The organism is Devosia sp. Root413D1 (genome assembly GCF_001425235.1).
Taxonomy (GTDB): Bacteria; Pseudomonadota; Alphaproteobacteria; order Rhizobiales; family Devosiaceae; genus Devosia_A.
Genome location: NZ_LMEA01000010.1, coordinates 537,663 through 553,787, shown reverse-complemented (window position 1 = coordinate 553,787; position 16,125 = coordinate 537,663). Strand labels below are relative to the sequence as shown.

The window sequence follows — 16,125 nt, the reverse complement described above, 5'->3', positions numbered from 1 at the left end:
CCCTCCACCAGCTTCGCTGGTCCCCCTCCCCCGCCACGCGGGGGAGGATTACTGCCAACCTCCACTCAAGCCGACAACCGCTCCATCCCCGTCGCCACCTCAGCCACGAACGGCCCGGGGATCCCCATGAAATACCCCTGCGCGTAATCGACCCCGATCGCCTCGAGCGCGGCGAGCACCTCCGCCGTTTCGACGAACTCGGCCACCGTCTTGATGCCGCTGACATGGCCCAGGTGGTTGATGGTTTCGACCACCGCCCTGTCGGTGCGATCGTGCAGCATGCCTTTGACGTAGCCGCCATCGATCTTCAGGAAATCCACCGGCAGGCGCTTGAGGTAGTGGAACGACGACATGCCGGCGCCGAAATCGTCGAGCGCGAACTTGCACCCGATGCCCCGGAGGGCGGTGATGAAGGCTGCGGCGCGGTCGAGATTGGCGACGGCGCTGGTCTCGGTGATCTCGAAGCAGATCAGTTCGGGCGGCACCCCGGTCGTTTGGAACTGCTGCTTCAGGAACGGCAGGAAGGTTTCGTCGCCGATGGCCGGGGCGCTGATATTGATCGCATAGGTGCGCCGATGCGGCTTGGGCTCGAGCGCAATGCGCGTGGCGATGATCTCCAGGGCGTGACGCACCACCCAGCGATCGAGCAGCGGCATCAGCCCGAAGCGCTCGGCGGCCGGAATGAAGCGGCCGGGACCGATCAGTTCGCCGCGATCGGCGAGGCGGACCAGGATCTCGCAATGCTCGCCCGTGCCGTCGCGGGCCAGCGGCACGATCTCCTGCGCGTAGAGCACGAAACTGTCTTCGTCGAGCGCCCGCTGCAGCCGTCGCACCCAGCCGATATTGCCAGCCATCTCGGCCTGCTCGGCGTCGTCGGGGGAGTAGACATGCACGCGGTTGCGGCCCTTCTCCTTGGCCATGTAGCAGGCAATATCGGCAGCCCGCAGCGCTGTGGCGAGGCTGCCGACGCTGCGGTCGAGCCGCACGAAGCCGACGCTGGCGCTGACGGTGAAATGCTGGTCGTTCCACACGAACGGCATCTGGCTCAGCGTGGTGCGCAGTTGATGCGCGGTGATCAGCGCCTCGTCGACCGAGCCGGTGTTGAGCAGCACGCCGAACTCATCGCCGCCGAGGCGCGCCAGCATGACGCCAGGCCCGAGGATCGCCGGCAGGCGTTCGGCCAGCATGCACAGCAGCTCGTCGCCAGCCGCGTGCCCGCCGGAATCGTTGACCACCTTGAACTGATCGAGATCGACGAACAGCAGCGCCGTGGCCGAGCTGTCGGCAATCGCCTGTTCGACTGCTCGCTCGAAACTGGCGCGGTTGGGCAGCTTGGTCAGCGCATCGTGCGAGGCCCGCCAAGAGAGTTCGTGCTCGATGTTGCGCCGATGCCTGAGGAAGCTGTTGAGCCGCCACAGCGTCAACGCCACGAACAATGCCGCGATGGCGAGGTTGGCAATGAGCAGGCCTGCCTGAACAAAGCGCGTCCCCTGCCCCAGCGAGTTGGAGAACGCATGAGTCAGCGGCGTCACCTGGTCGTTGATGGCATCAAGCCGCTCCGCCCATTCGCGGCGCTGCCAGGGCTGCACCAACGCTGCCCGTGCCATCTCGTCGGCCAGGTCTTCCATCTGGAACAGCGTCGTCTCGGCGTTGCGCCAGTCCTCGATGGCGGCGCTCATGTAGCTGAACCAGGAGAAGTTCTGGAACAGCCAAATCAGCCCGGGAATGTCGTCCGGGTGGTTGCCGCCGCGCCGGAACCCGTCCGCCGCCGCCGCCAGGTCCGGCGGGTTGGCCTCGAGCGCAAGACGGGCTTCATGGTCGCCCAGCGGCGCGCTGAGCGCCTGCCGGTGACGCTCGAGGTAGCTCGATTGGGTGGTATCGATGTAGCGGCTGAGAAAGTAGATCGCGTCATGCTGGCCCTTCGACCACATGCTCTCGCCGGTCACATAGGAGCGCAGCGAGGTCACCATCTGCAAACTGAAGGTGGCGAGGATGGCCTGCGTGACAATGATGGCAATGAAGGGCCACGCAACGGCAACAAGTCTGAGGCTCGACTTCTTGTCGGTGGGCGACGGCCCGCCACGCTTCTGCATGGATCAGCCTGGGTACAATGGTGGGCCAAGGCTACGCGGCCCGGAGTTAACGACTTGACCCAACAGGACTGCGCAGAGTCCGGTAGTTTTACTGATCCGGCGTTAGCGTCGCCTTCATCACGTAGGTGTTGTACGGCCCGAACTGGCTCATCACGAACCAGAAGCTGAGCCCATCCTCGGAAATCCACGACGGCGTCATGTAGGCGCCGTAGGCCTGGGCATAGTCGGAGCCGCGCGCCAGCACCTCCGGCGCCGACCACGGCCCTTCCGGCCGCTCGGCGAAGCGCAGCTCGATCGCCTCCGAGAGCTCGTTGAGCGTCGTGTACATCCAGAGTCTTATCCCTGGGTTCCACACCAGCGAGCCCTCGCCGGCGCCCGGCCTGATCACTTCGGCCGCCTGGGCGCGGTCGCTGACCCAGCCGCTGCCGTCGAAATACTCCCAGGCCTTGGTGTCGAGCAGCTTGTCGGCGGCGACGCGCGCCACCCGCGCGCCGGCAAAGCGGCCACATGGGGTGCCCACGGCATAGACATACTTGCCGTCCTCGTTGCCGGCGCCCGGCTGGGCCGAAAGCGCCAGCATGTTGAAGCTCGATTTGAAGCTGCCGAATTCGTCCGGCCCCGGGCTCCAGGTCTTGCCGCCATCGGTGGACGAGATGAAGCGCGACCAGTTGCAGAGCCAGACGCCGCCCATCGAGGAGAAGCCATTCACCGACATGTAGTGGAGGTACAGCGTGTCGCCGACCGTCACCATGGCGGTCGGGATCTTGGTCTGCTCCCCCTTGAACGCATCCTGGTGCGCCCCCTTGGCGATCTCCACCGCCTTGCCGTCCGTATCTGTCACCCAGTCATCGATGACGATGCCATCCGAAGCATCGAGATCGGAGGTGAAGGCGACGACATTGGAGCGCCAGTTCGGCCCGAAGCGGATGCAGGCATTCTCGTTCCAGCCGAAGGTATCGCCAAAGGCGAGGACGATCTTGCCGTCGATCTCGGCCATGGTGCCGAGATCGGTGCCGCAGATATCCGGGCCCTTCATCGGCGCCGGCGCATTGGGCCCGGTCAGGGCCTTCACCTTTTCGGAGGTGACGCTGTAATCGGCGGCTAGGGCTGGGGTGGCTGCGAGCAGTAGTGCCAAGCTCAGTGCGGGAAGAATACCCCCCACCCTGTCCCTCCCCCGCAAGGGGGGAGGAGACCAAAACACTGGCGCTGGTGAGAGCGTCTCCCTCCCCTCGGGGCGACCTCTTGTCGTCCCCCTTGCGGGGAGGGGACAGGGGTGGGGATACTCTGTGCGCACCAGTCTGTCGGCAGCGGTGCCACGAAGCCGGGTGAGGGGGCCTTTCGAGGTAAGCATCAGGCGATCTTCTTCATGTAGTCGTCGGTCCAGGCGCGGGTCGGCTGCAGGGTCAGCCCATTGGCGTCGAACACATGGGTGAAGGCGTCGGCAATCTCGAAGCGCAGCGTGTCGCCACGGCTGGTTGCGAGGATGCCGCGCATGGTGGCGGTGACGCTCTCGCCGCCGGCGGTCTTGCCGTGCAGCACCGTCTCCGCGCCGAGCACTTCGGTCGAGACCAGTTGCACCGCCAGCGGGCCGTTGGCGGCGAGGATCAGGTGTTCGGGGCGGATGCCGATGGTCACCGCGTCGCCCAGCTTCGCCGCGCCCTCACGGCGGGCGAGGTTGAGTGTGGGACCGCCTGCGCTGAGCGCCACGCCGAGCCGTTCGCCCGCCTCGGTGACGTTGCCGGCAAAGAAGTTCATCTGCGGCGCGCCGAGGAAGCCGGCGACGAACTGGTTGCGCGGCCGGGCATAGAGCTCGATCGGCGCGCCGGCCTGCTCGATCACCCCCTCGCGCAGCACCACGATGCGGTCGGCCATGGTCATGGCCTCGACCTGGTCGTGCGTGACGTAGATCATGGTGGTGCCGAGCCGATGGTGCAGCGCCGAAATTTCCGACCGCATCTTCACCCGCAGTTCCGCGTCGAGGTTCGACAGCGGTTCATCGAACAGGAACACCTTCGGTTCCTTGACGATGGCCCGGCCGATGGCGACGCGCTGGCTCTGCCCGCCCGATAGCTGGTTGGGCCGGCGCTTCAGCAGGTGCTTGATCTGCAGGATCTCCGCCGCCTTGTCGACGCGGGTGGCGATCTCGGGCTTGGGCAGCTTCTGGTTCTCGAGCCCGAAGCGCAGGTTCTCCTCGACGCTCATATGCGGGTAGAGCGCATAGGACTGGAACACCATGGCCATGCCGCGCGCCGAGGGCAGCAGGTGGTCGCAGCGCACGCCGTCGAGCCAGATCTCTCCACCCGAGGTCTCCTCGAGCCCCGAGATCATCCGCAGCAAAGTGGATTTGCCGCAGCCGGAGGGTCCGACGAACACGGTGAAGCTGCCATCCTCGACGGTCAAATCGATGCCGTGAATGACTTCGAGCGTCTGGAAGCTTTTCCGAACCTGTCTCAGCTCAAGTTGCGCCATGCTCAGCCTCCGATTGTCAGGTCTGCGGCGTCGCCGGCGCCGAGCTTGCGGTCGATGCGGGCACTGGTGCCGGCAAAGGAGAGCGCACCGAGATCGAGGCTGCCATAGCGGACCTCGAGGCGGACGCGGTTGCCGCTGCGGCTGACGACGCCCCAGCCCTCGCCTACCGACCAGAACCAGCTGCCGTCGCCCTGGTCCTTGGGCGCAAAGCCGATCTCGCCCTTGGTGAGATCGTAGCTGAGGCCCGACCAGGCATTGACCAGCGCGAAGCTCGACATCGAGCGGGCGTAATAGCTGCCACACTCGATCTCGTTCCATGGGTTACGCCGATACCCGTCATGCCGGGCCCGCGCCGTGCGGACGATCGCGAGCCCCTCGTCGGTCAATCCGCGGAAGATCAGGTGTGAAGCGAGCATATATTCGAGCCCCGTCCACACCTCCTCGGAGTACGGCGCCGGCACCGCCGGCTTGGTGGTGCCGTCGGGCCAGGTGGCGATCAGCACGCCGCCTTCGTCCTCATAGGCATAGACCCGGCAGGGGTTGAAGTGGCCCTTGAGGTCAGCGCGATAGTTGTGGCGATAGGCCGAGGCGAGCGCCGTCTTTACCTTGTCGGGGTCGAGGAAGCTGCCGAGCCCGGCAAGGTCGGCATGCCACTGCCCGAGGATCTGGTCGGTCGCGCAGCCGTCGTTGAACTGGTACTTCATCTGGCCGTACTCGTCCGACCAGTAGGTCTCCATGAAACCGTCGGCGATCACCCCGACCTTGCCGCTGGCGTGATCGAACTTTTCGATCAGCGCCTTGTCGCCCAGGTCGGTCTTCTGGATGAAGTAGTCGCCGTTGAACAGCTCGGCGTTGAGATAGTCGGCCCCCGCCTGCCCCATCCGCTCGAGCTCGGCAGCAAATGCCGCATCGCCTGCAGCGCGCCCCATCTCGGCGCCGGCCTTCAGCGCCGCGACATACATGGTCGAGAGCCACGAGTTCGGGCCGAACAGTTCCATGTCGAGCGTATGGTGCTGTCGCCCCCACAGGATCCCGGTGCGTTCCGGATCCCACTGGTCCGGATTGTCGGCCGACCAGGCATATTCGAGCGCCGCCTTCACCTTGGGCCAGTAGCGCTTCAGCCACTCCGTATCGCCGGAGATCTTCCAATCGCGAAAGGTCTTGATGATCGAGCCGAACTGGCCGTCGGCGCAGGGGTTGAGCGGGAAAAAGGCCGAGCCGAGCGGGATGATCTGCCGGAAGGTCAGCCCGCCATTGGGCAGCTGGTTATAGGTGTAGTCGGTCTCGCGCAGCGTGCGCTCGAGCCCGGGAAACAGGTAGGGTAGCGTCTGCTGGTAGTTCCAGACGTGGGTGCACGAGCCTTCGCAACTGCCCTCATTGGTGAACTGGCCCTCCCAGGCCCAGAGCTCACCGTTTTCGAGCCGCATTACCGTGGCGGTGCGGAGGATGCTCATGGTGCCCTGCACCGCATCGATGATGTCGACCGGCAGGCTGGTGCCGAACAGCGTATCGCGGAAGGCGAAGGTCGGGGCGCGTAGCTCGTCCCAGCGCGCGAACGCTTCGGCGAGCACCGCGCCGGAGTTCGCCCACTGGCTGGCATAATAGTTGCGCCAGGTTCCGGTCTCGCCATTCACCTGCCCCGGCCGCCAATAGACCTGGCCGACCGGAAAGTGCCAGGCGATGGCGAAGCGCACGGTCTTCGTCTCGCCCGGCGCCACGCTGATCCGGGCGGCGAGCGTGCCGTGTTCGGGCTGGTCGAACATGTTGCGGTTGAGCCGCGGCTTGTCGTAGTGCCGCTCGGGCAGCCGGCCTGCCCTCGCGAACTCGCGCCAGAACAGGTTGAGATCGTCGAACCACTGGCCGCGGAAATGGTAGTCGAGGTGGTCGACATCCCCGGCGTCGGTGGCGATCGAGACGTCGCCCGTCTGCCAGTCCGGCAGCTCATCGGCGGCAGTCAGCAGCAGTGATTTCACCCCGCCTGCCTCGGCATAGCTGTGCCGGCCGTTCTGGCAGCCATGGTTCCCCAGCGTCCCGCCGATGGTGTAGTCGACCGGCACCGGGCCGGTATTGGTCACCTCGATCTCGAACATCGCCGCCGGCAGCGAGGAATCGCGCTCGTTGGTCGGGATGAACGGGCTCCAGGCGGTGAGCTTCACCTGCCCCGGAAAGCTCGCATCATGGAACGCCACCTCAGCCACCGGGAAAGTGCCGGTAAAGGTCGTCGCCTCGAAATGCGGCACGCCCGCCAGCGTGTTGCGGTTGGCGCCCCAACCGAAACCGTCGAAGAATTTCCGCGTCGTCGGCGAGCCGGTGGGCAGTCCCTCATAGGGGCCGTTGAGCACCCGGGCATCGAGCAGTTCGCCCCCTGCCTCGGCCTTGATGGCGAAGTGGCTATAGCCGTTGAAACTCTGCAGCCCCGGCCGGTTGCGGATCGACCAGTCGACCAGCCGCCCGCTGCCCGACAGCGCCAGCCCGCCGGCGCCGATGCCGCCGAGCGGGAAAGCGATGTGGCGGGTACGGTCGCCTTCGTAGATGAAACGCGGATCGGTCTTGGTCATCTGAAAATCCATGGGTCAGGCCCGGATGCCTGAGAACGTGACGCCCTCGATCACCATCTTCTGGGCGACGAGGAAGAGGAGGACGACGGGGAGGATGGCCATGCTCATCGCGGCCATGACCACCGACAGGTTTCCCTGGCTCATGTAGCCGCGGAGCAGGTCCATCGCGATCGGCAGGGTCATCGCCGCCTGCGACTCGATCAGGGCCCGCGGCTGGAAATAGGAGTTCCAGGCGCCGGTGAAGGTGATGATGGCGAGGGCGCCGAGCGCCGGCATCAGCTGCGGCAGCGAGATACGCCAGAAGATCTTGAAGTAGCCGGCGCCATCCATCAGCGCCGCTTCCTCGAGCTCCTTGGGTTGCGAGCGCAGGAACTGGCGCAGCATGAACACCCCGAAGCTCGAGGTCAGGCCCATCAGCACGAGGCCGAGCGGGTTGTTGAGCAGCCCGAGCTTGGCGTAGCCGAGATAGATCGGCAGGATCGTCACCTGCGCCGGGAACATCAGCCCGATCAGCATGACGAAGAACAGGCTGTCGCGACCGGGGAACCTCAGCCGCGCATAAGCGAAGGCGGCGAGCGTGCAGGTGATGAGCTGGCCGATGGTCACCAGCACCGCAACGTAAAGGCTGTTCCAGTAGATCTTGAGGAACGGCACCGAGGACTCGAGCACCGTCTGGTAGTTGCTCAGATCAAAGCTGGGCGGAAAGAAGCTCGGCGGCATCTTGTAGGCTTCCGGCGCCGGCCGGAACGACATCGAGAACAGCCAGAAGAACGGCATCAGCATCAGGATGCCCATCAGCAGCAGCACCGCGATGATGGCGCGATCGACCCACTTCTTGGCTTGGCGCGTCTGCATGGATCTGGTTTGCATGGCCTACTCCCGCACCCAGCGGCGCGAGCCGATGATCTGGATGATGGTGATGATGAGGACGAGGATCATCATGATGACGCTGACCGCCGCGGCGTAGCCGAGCTCGAAGCTGCCGAACGCCTCGTCGACCAGGTAGATCGACAGCGAGCGGGTGGAATCCCCGGGGCCGCCGCCGGTCAGGATCATGATCGACTCGAACACCTGCAGCGCGCCGATCGAGGCGAAGACGATGCAGAAGAACAGCACCGGCGAGATGAACGGCAGCGTGATGCGGCCGAAGCGGCGCCAGGCGGAGGCGCCATCCATCGAGGCGGCATCCATGATTGGCCTCGGCACGCCCTGCAGCGCCGCGATCAGGATGATCATGAAGAAACCGGTGTTCTTCCACACATCCATGATGACGATCGAGGTCATCGCGAATTTCGACGATGACAGCCACGGCACCTGCGGCAGGCCGATCTGGCCGAGATAGTAGTTTATGACGCCGAAATCGACGCTGTAGAAATAGCTCCACACCACCGCGACGAACGCCGCCGAGATGATCACCGGCAAAAAGAAGGCGAGGCGGAAGAAGTAGAGCAGGAATTTCGGCATCGCCCGGTTCAGCGCCAGCGCCAGGATCAGCCCGACCGCGACGTTGAAGCTCACCGCGAGGAAAGCGAAGCGCAGCGTGTTCCAGAAGATCTCGAGCGAGCGCGGCTCGGTGAGGAAGCGCACATAATTCTCGAACCCCACCCAGTCGGCCCCGAAGCTGATGTCGTAATAGGTGAAGCTGAGGATGATGGTGATGGCCACCGGCGCCAGCACGAACGCCGCGTAGAGCAGGATCGAGGGCAACACGAAGATGTAGCCCGCCTGCATCTGCGCCTTGCGGAGATCGGATAGTCGTCGCTTCGCCATAACCATCTCGGGCCGGAGAAAACTGGAGCGCTCAGGTGAAAGTGCCCGCGCCGGACCCGAGGGTTCGGCGCGGGCAGTCCGGGGGAGGACTACTGGGTGACGCGCTTGATGCGCTCGAACGAGCGGGTCAGTTCCTGGTCCGCCTTGGCGACGGCATCAGGAATGGTCATTTCGTCGGTCATGATGGCGTTGAAATACCGCATGAAAATCTGGTCGACTTCCTGGAAATTGGCGGGCGACGGCACCGCATGGGTGGTCGGCAGCGTCTCGTAGTAGAGCGGCGCCGACGGCGGGAACTTCAGGAAATTCTCGGTCTCGGCCGCCGACTTGCGGCCCGGCACGGCGCCGCCCAGATCGCCTTCAGCCACCTGCGTCTCGTAGCTCAGGAGTTCCGTGACCAGCGCCTTGGCCAGTTCCGGGTTCTGCGCCTTGGACGAAATGCCATAGGCGCCGAAGCCGATGACGGTGTCGTTGCTCACCTTGCCCGGCTGCACAGCGATATCCATGTCGAGCTTTGACGAGATGGCGTTCTGCACGATCCAGTGACCCCGCGAGATCATGGCGATCTGGCCGGCGAAGAACTGGTTCTCGACGCCCTCCTGCCCCGGCACCGGCGACACCTTCTTGACGTGGATCAGGTCGTAGAGGAACTGCAGCGTCTCGGCGACCTTGGGGTCCTTCATGTTGGAGGCCGACCAATCCGCGGTCACCGGCGAGGTGCCGTTGGAGAGGAACCACGGCATCAGCCCGAAGAAGAAGGCCGGCACCTCGTAGCCGAACTGGGTGACATTGCCGTTGGCGTCGCGCTTGGTCAGCTTTTCGGCGATGGCGGCGAACTCGTCCCACGTCCAGGTCTTGCTGGGCGCTTCGATACCGGCCTCAGCGAACAGCGCCCGGTTGTAGTTCGTCATGATGTTGTTCCAGGTCGAGGGGATGAAGTAGGTCTTCCCCTTGTACTTGGTCAGGTCGAACAGCTTGGCGTCGAAGTCGGAGAAGTCGCCGGTCGCGATATAGTCGTCGAGCGGAATGAACAGGTCGCGCGCCGCAAAGCTCTGCAGCGTCTCCACCGCCGTGTGGTAGACATCATACTGCTCGCCGGCATTGTATTGCTGCAAGACGCGAGACACGAAATCGCCCCAGCCGCCACCCACTGCATCGACGCCGATTTCGACCTCGACATTGGGGTATTTGGCGTTGAAGCGGGTCACCGCGTCCTGCGTCGATTTGAGCTGCGCTTCGCCGCCAAAGGTCATCAGCCGCAGCTTGCCCGCTTCATCGGACTGGGCCAGCGCAGGCGATACCAGCCCGGCCGTGAGCAGCAGAGCCGCCAGTAATTTCTTCATCTCGTCCCTCCTCTGTCCGGCGTTTCGACAAAGCTTCGCCGGCGCTGGATCGCGGGTTTTTCACCGCGTCCGCTGTTGAAAAGCCATCCGCACCCGGAAAACCGCCGAAAACTGGCGTCCGACTTCAGAGTGCGCTGATTAAACCATTGTGATCGTTCAGGTATTTCTCCCATCGCGGGGTTGTCCCCGTCTTCTGGCGAGAGCGAACGTAACAGCTGTGAATGGATTTGCAAATGCATTCACAAATCCATTTGCATGCGTCTTTCGTTTGGTGCTAGCCGTTGCCGCCATGAGCACGATCTCAAAGGTTGCCGAACGGGCAGGCGTGTCGCGGACCACGGTCTCGCATGTGATCAACCACGCCAATCGGGTGTCGAAGCCGCTGCGCGAAAAGGTGCAGGCGGCGATCGATGAGCTCGGCTATTCGCCCAATCCGCAGGCCAAGAGTTTGCGGACGGGGCGCACCAACCTGATCGCCATGCTGATCCCCGATATCGGCAACCCGTTCTACACCGAGATGGTGAAGGCGGCGCAGGCGGCGCTCGAGGAGGCCGGGCTCGACGCGCTGATCTACAATACCGACGTGCCGGGCGGAAACTGGCAGACGCATGGCCGCGATTACCTGCGCCAGCTCAACAAGAAGCGCGTCGATGGCCTGCTGGTCGGCGATTTCGCCCTGCACGGCATCAACGAGGAGCTCTTGAAGCTCGACACCCCGACGGTGTTCATCGGCCAGCTCGCCAGCCACGCCGTCGACAGCGTCAAAGTCGACGATTACGGCGGCGGTTACATGGTCGGCAAGCACTTCGCCGAACGCGGGCACAAGACTGTGGTGCAGATCACCGGGCCTGAGAATTTCGAGTCCGCCATGGCCCGCGCCGATGGTTTCGAACAGGCCCTCAGGGACCACAAGGTCAAGGTCAAGAAGGCCCAGCGCTACACCGGCACCTACCTGCCGCCCTCCGGTCGCGAGGCGGCGCAGTGGATCGCGCAACTGAGCGGCGAGGACAAGCCGAGCGCCGTGTTCATCGGCAACTACCTGATGGCGATGGGTGCGCTGGCCGAGTTCCACGATCAGGGCGTCCGCGTCCCCGACGATATTGCCGTCGCCATTTTCGGCGACTTGCCGCAGCTCGAGTATGTGAGGCCCAACCTCACCCGAGCCGGCGAGAATCCAGGTGCGCTGGCTCGGCGCGCCGTTGAAATGCTGCTCGACCGCCTCAACGGCAAGTTCGACGGCCCGCCGCGCACCGAGGTCATCCCCTGTGCGCTGCGCATCTTCGAGTCGGCCTAGCCGGACGAAGAATAACCAAGCGCGGCCGTTTCGGGGGAGGTGGCCGCGTCCCGGACGACAACACCAAAGCTCCAGGGAGGAGTGAGATGACTCTTACGTCCAACATGCCGTCGGGATGGTCCCGCCGGTCCATCCTCAAGGGCGGCGCCGCACTGGGCGCTGCCGGCCTTGCCCTGCCGTTCGCCGGCAAGGCGTTCGCTCAGGACAACACGCTCAGCTTCTGGCAGTTCTATGCCCCCGGCGGCGATGTGAAGCCGCAGGTCGACTGGTTCGTGAAGATGGTGGCCGATTGGAACGCCACCCAATCCGAGCAGGTCGCGCTCGAATATGTGGTGGGCTCCGAATATATCGGCGGCACCAAGCTCGCGACCTCGTTCGCGTCGGGCCAGGGCCCGGATATCTTCATCATCTCGCCCGGCGATTTCCTGCGCTACTACAATGGCGGCGTGCTGCAGGACCTGACCCCGGCGATCGAGGAAGCGGCCCGCGCCGATTTCCCCGAAAGCGTCATCGCCAACCGCATGGTCGACGGCAAGATCTTCGGCGTGCCGATGGAAGTCGAGCCGATGGCCTTCTACTACTCGGTCAAGGCCTTCGAGGAGGCCGGGCTCAACGAGAACGATGTGCCCACCACCTGGGACCAGTTGCTCGAAGTGGGCAAGAAGCTGACCACGGCCGAGCGCTATGGCGTGCTGTTCGAGACCAACCCGGGCTACTACCAGAACTTCACCTGGTACCCCTTCATGTGGCAGGGCGGCGGCGAATTCCAGTCGGCTGAAGGCAAGTCCGCCTTCGACTCGCCGGCAACCGTTCAGGCGCTGAAGCTCTGGCAGGATGCGGTCAATTCCGGCGCCGCACCGCGTCAGATGCTCGGCGGTGGCGGCGGCGATATCGTCGCCAACCTCGGCTCCGGCTACTGCGCCATGCAGAATGTCGGCATCTGGGGCATCTCGGCGATGGACAACAACGCCCCCGACGTCCCCTACGGCATCTTCAAGCTGCCGGTGCCGACTGGCGGCAAGTACGTCACCGTCGGTGGCGGCTGGGCCTTCGTCGCCAATTCCAAGGGCAAGAACCCGGAAGCCGCGGCGAAGTTCATCGCCTGGGCTTTGGCTTCGATGGCGCCGGATTCGGTGCAGCGCGTGGTCGATTGGTGCACTGTGGCGAAATCCGACATGCCGCCGCGCAACTCGGCGCTGGCTGCCGGTGGCGATGCCTTCAACAAGGGCAATATGGGGATCTTCGGCACCCAGATCCATCCGGGAACCCGGGCCGAGCCGCGGGTGCCGCCCGAGGTCTACAAGATCATCTCCGACGCCATCCAGCAGACCCAGCTCGGCGGCGCCGACCCGCAGGCAACGGCCACCGCCGCCAGCCAGCAGCTCGACGCCTTCCTCGCGTCGTATAGCGGCGCACCGATCCTGTAAGGGAAGCCACGACGGCTTCGCTCCCCTCCCCCTTGAGGGGAGGGGTGGGGGGTGGGGGTCCATCGGTGATCACTGAACCACCGCCTCCCTCAATCCCTCCCCTCCTAGCGGACGCGGTAGCGCCGCGGGGGGAGGGAGGCGACGGCCACATGATCCTGTGTTCGGAGTGACCAGTGACTGAGATCACAACTACGGCGGCGGGCGACAAGCCCGCTGCCATCCGGCTCACCACGAGGCAGCGCGAGGCCATTGCCGGCGTGCTGTTCGTCGCGCCCGACGCCATCGGCCTGATGCTGTTCATCGGTCTGCCGATGCTCCTGGCGCTCGGCATCTCGGTGTTCGAGGTCGACGGCTTCGGCGGCTTCAAGTTCGTCGGGCTCGCCAACTACTTGAAGATGTGGGGTGACCCGCTGTTCTGGTCGTCGCTGCGCGTCACCGGGCAGTTCACCCTGATGCTGGTGCCCCTGCTCTATGTCAGCGGGCTGGGCCTGGCGCTGCTGGTGCAGCGCACCAGCAAGTTCAACACCGTGATGCGCTCGATGTTCTTTGCGCCGCAGATGGTCAGCCTCGTCGTCGTGGCTTTGGTCTGGCAGCTGATGGTGGTCGACAAGCTCGGCGTCCTCACCCGCTTCGCCGCCTCGATCGGGCTCGGCGGCATCTCTTTCCTCGGCGACCCGAACCTGGCGCTGTTCACCGTGACGCTCGCCGCGGTGTGGTTCCTGATGGGCTTTTACATGCTGATCTTTTTGGGCGGCCTGCAGGACATCCCCAAGGAGTATTACGAGGCGGCGCGCATCGATGGCGCGAGCGCCACGCAGAGCTTCTGGTTCATCACCCTGCCCTTGCTGCGCCCCACCAGCTTCTTCGTACTGCTGGTCTCGGCCGTCGCCGCCATCACCGGCGCGCAGGCCTTCGACCTGATCTACGTGATGACCAAGGGCGGACCGGCCAATTCGACGGCGCTGCTGATCAGCTACATCTACCAGCAGGCTTTCCAGTACTCCGCCTTCGGCTATGCCGCGGCGCTGGCGACGCTCCTCGTGGTGCTGCTGATGGTGGTCACGGTGTTCTTCTTCTTCCTCACCCGCGGCGGACGGTTCGATTATGAGTAGCGCAACCCTTTCCCGTTCGCAGGCCAATGTCGTCCGACTGGTCTGGATGCTGGTGACAATAGTGCTCGCCGTGATGGCGATCTTCCCGCTGCTCTACATGCTGTCGATCGCCTTCAAGGGCCCGACCGAGGTGTTCAAGTCGAACCTGATTCCATCGAAACCCGTGCTCGACAACTTCATCTACGTGCTGACCGAGGTGCCGTTCTGGCGCTACCTGATCAACACCTTCATCATCTCCGCCGTGGTGACGGTGGTGGCTTTGTTCTTCCACACCATGGCCGGTTACGCCTTGGCGCGGCTGAAGTTCCCGGGTCGCGAGGCAGTGTTCCTCGCCATGTTCTCGACTTTCCTCGTGTCGCTGCCGGTGATCATCGTGCCACTGTTCATCCTGGTGCGCTCGATGGGCATGCTGAACTCCTATGCCGGGCTGATCGTCCCGGCGATCTTCAACGCCTTCGGCATTTTCCTGCTCCGCCAATACTACCTGTCGCTGCCCAAGGAGCTGGAAGAAGCCGCGGTGATCGACGGCGCCGGCTACTGGCGCATCTACACCAGCGTGATCCTGCCGTTGAGCCGGCCGATCATCGCGGCGCTGGCGATCCTGTTCTTCCTCGCCAACTGGAACTCGTTCCTCTGGCCGCTCACCGTCGCCTCTGACCAGAACCTGTGGGTCGTGCAGGTGGCCATCGCCAACTTCAAGAGCCAGTACGCCGCCAGCTGGAACTACACCATGGCCGCCTCGACCATCGTCGCGGTGCCGATGCTGGTGCTGTTCGTGATCTTCCAGAAGCAGATCATGGACTCCATCAAGACCAGCGGCCTGAAGTAGGCCGACCATGCAAAAAACCAGCGGCCTGAAATAGACCCGAGCCCCCAAGGAGATTTCTATGACCAATGCGGGCCTCTCGCCGCTACGGGGACTAGCAAAACTGCGCGAGGCGCAGAGCCGGCGCTTTTCGAGCTATGACCGCACCGGCGGCAACGACGACCGGCTGCATATCGAACCGGGGAAGACCGTCGTGATCGCCGAGCACCAGGGCGCCGGCATCATCACCCATATCTGGGCCACCCTAGCCTCGTCGGCCGACCATTACCTCAGAAAGATCGTGCTGCGCGCCTATTGGGACGGCGAGACCGAACCGAGCGTCGAGAGCCCGATCGGCGATTTCTTCGGCATGGGCCATGCCAAAACCCGGAACTTCGCCTCGCTGCCGGTGCAGGCGAGCCCGCAAGACGGCAAGGCTTTCAACAGCTACTTCCCGATGCCGTTCGGCAGCTCGATGCGGTTGACCATCACCAACGAGTCCGAGGTCGACCTGCTGTTCTACTACTATGTCGACCTCGAGCTGCATGATCGGCTCGAGGACGGCATGGGGCGCTTCCACGCCCAGTATCGGCAGGATCGGCCGGCGGGAGTCAGCGAGGCCAATAAGACCAACGAGCAGCATCTGTTCGGCGGCGAGAATGTCGACGGCAAGCGCAACTACGTGATCCTCGATGCCGAAGGCCACGGCCACTATGTCGGCGTGCTGTTCTCGGTGCAGTCGCAGCGCCTGTCGCGGTCCTGGGATTGGTACGGCGAAGGCGACGACATGATCTGGATCGACGGCGCCCCCGGCCTCTCGGTGCCCGACACGGTGCGCAAGCCCGATCCGCGCATCGGCCCGAAAGCCGCGCTGATCGAGCCGCGTCCCGAAAGCGCCCCCGGCGCCAACGACCAGTGGCCGCCGACCCTGCATGGCACCGGCACCGAGGATTATTTCAACACCGCCTGGTGCCCCACCGAGGAGTACTCGGCGCCCTATCACGGCATCATCGCCGCCGGCGGCCCGAACTGGACCGAGCCGGTGACGCTCTATCGCTGGCACATCGAGGACCCCTTGATCTTCAAGGAGCGCATCAAGGTCAGCATCGAGCACGGCCACGCCAATGGCCGGTCGGACGACATCTCGTCGGTGGCGTTCTGGTATCAGGCCGAGCCGCACAAGCCGTTCGATCCGCTACCGCCGGTTGCCGAGCGCATCCCGCATTTCCGCTATCCATTCCAGGGACAATGAAA

Annotated in this window: 12 protein-coding genes; 5 read left to right on the top strand and 7 right to left on the bottom strand. The window is 64.4% G+C overall.

The window, feature by feature from the left end:
- Window positions 1-65 precede the first annotated feature (65 nt).
- The 7 genes from ASC89_RS17275 to ASC89_RS17245 all read right to left on the bottom strand — a co-directional run bounded on the left by ASC89_RS17275 (window position 66) and on the right by ASC89_RS17245 (window position 10,233).
- Window positions 66-2,093, bottom strand: coding sequence for a bifunctional diguanylate cyclase/phosphodiesterase (locus ASC89_RS17275; RefSeq protein WP_055999977.1), 2,028 nt, complete (start codon window positions 2,091-2,093; stop codon window positions 66-68).
- A gap of 88 nt (window positions 2,094-2,181) precedes the next feature.
- Window positions 2,182-3,228 (bottom strand): DUF4185 domain-containing protein, encoded by a 1,047-nt coding sequence (locus ASC89_RS17270; RefSeq protein ID WP_055999970.1) that lies wholly within the window; start codon window positions 3,226-3,228, stop codon window positions 2,182-2,184.
- Window positions 3,229-3,443: 215 nt separating this feature from the next.
- Window positions 3,444-4,562, bottom strand: coding sequence for an ABC transporter ATP-binding protein (locus ASC89_RS17265; RefSeq protein WP_055999967.1), 1,119 nt, complete (start codon window positions 4,560-4,562; stop codon window positions 3,444-3,446).
- Window positions 4,563-4,564: 2 nt separating this feature from the next.
- Window positions 4,565-7,120, bottom strand: coding sequence for a GH116 family glycosyl-hydrolase (locus ASC89_RS17260; RefSeq protein WP_244488487.1), 2,556 nt, complete (start codon window positions 7,118-7,120; stop codon window positions 4,565-4,567).
- A gap of 15 nt (window positions 7,121-7,135) precedes the next feature.
- Window positions 7,136-7,990, bottom strand: coding sequence for a carbohydrate ABC transporter permease (locus ASC89_RS17255; RefSeq protein ID WP_244488486.1), 855 nt, complete (start codon window positions 7,988-7,990; stop codon window positions 7,136-7,138).
- Window positions 7,991-7,993: 3 nt separating this feature from the next.
- On the bottom strand, window positions 7,994-8,890 hold the full coding sequence (locus tag ASC89_RS17250) for a carbohydrate ABC transporter permease (RefSeq protein WP_244488485.1): 897 nt from the start codon (window positions 8,888-8,890) through the stop codon (window positions 7,994-7,996).
- Window positions 8,891-8,979: 89 nt separating this feature from the next.
- Window positions 8,980-10,233 (bottom strand): sugar ABC transporter substrate-binding protein, encoded by a 1,254-nt coding sequence (locus tag ASC89_RS17245; RefSeq protein ID WP_055999955.1) that lies wholly within the window; start codon window positions 10,231-10,233, stop codon window positions 8,980-8,982.
- 289 nt (window positions 10,234-10,522) lie between these two features.
- On the opposite strand from ASC89_RS17245, the gene ASC89_RS17240 reads away from it, so the two are divergent.
- The 5 genes from ASC89_RS17240 to ASC89_RS17220 all read left to right on the top strand — a co-directional run bounded on the left by ASC89_RS17240 (window position 10,523) and on the right by ASC89_RS17220 (window position 16,123).
- Entirely contained in the window at window positions 10,523-11,527 is a 1,005-nt protein-coding gene (locus tag ASC89_RS17240; RefSeq protein ID WP_055999952.1) for a LacI family DNA-binding transcriptional regulator, read from the top strand.
- Window positions 11,528-11,613: 86 nt separating this feature from the next.
- Window positions 11,614-12,954 (top strand): sugar ABC transporter substrate-binding protein, encoded by a 1,341-nt coding sequence (locus ASC89_RS17235; RefSeq protein WP_055999949.1) that lies wholly within the window; start codon window positions 11,614-11,616, stop codon window positions 12,952-12,954.
- Between the two features lie 173 nt (window positions 12,955-13,127).
- Entirely contained in the window at window positions 13,128-14,066 is a 939-nt protein-coding gene (locus tag ASC89_RS17230) for a carbohydrate ABC transporter permease (RefSeq protein WP_055876965.1), read from the top strand.
- The gene (locus ASC89_RS17225; protein WP_055999947.1) at window positions 14,059-14,895 is read left to right on the top strand and encodes a carbohydrate ABC transporter permease; all 837 of its coding nucleotides are present in this window, start codon (window positions 14,059-14,061) and stop codon (window positions 14,893-14,895) included. Before ASC89_RS17230 ends, ASC89_RS17225 begins: the two co-directional genes overlap by 8 nt.
- A gap of 58 nt (window positions 14,896-14,953) precedes the next feature.
- The gene (locus ASC89_RS17220; protein WP_055999944.1) at window positions 14,954-16,123 is read left to right on the top strand and encodes a glycoside hydrolase family 172 protein; all 1,170 of its coding nucleotides are present in this window, start codon (window positions 14,954-14,956) and stop codon (window positions 16,121-16,123) included.
- The last annotated feature ends 2 nt before the right edge of the window (window positions 16,124-16,125 follow it).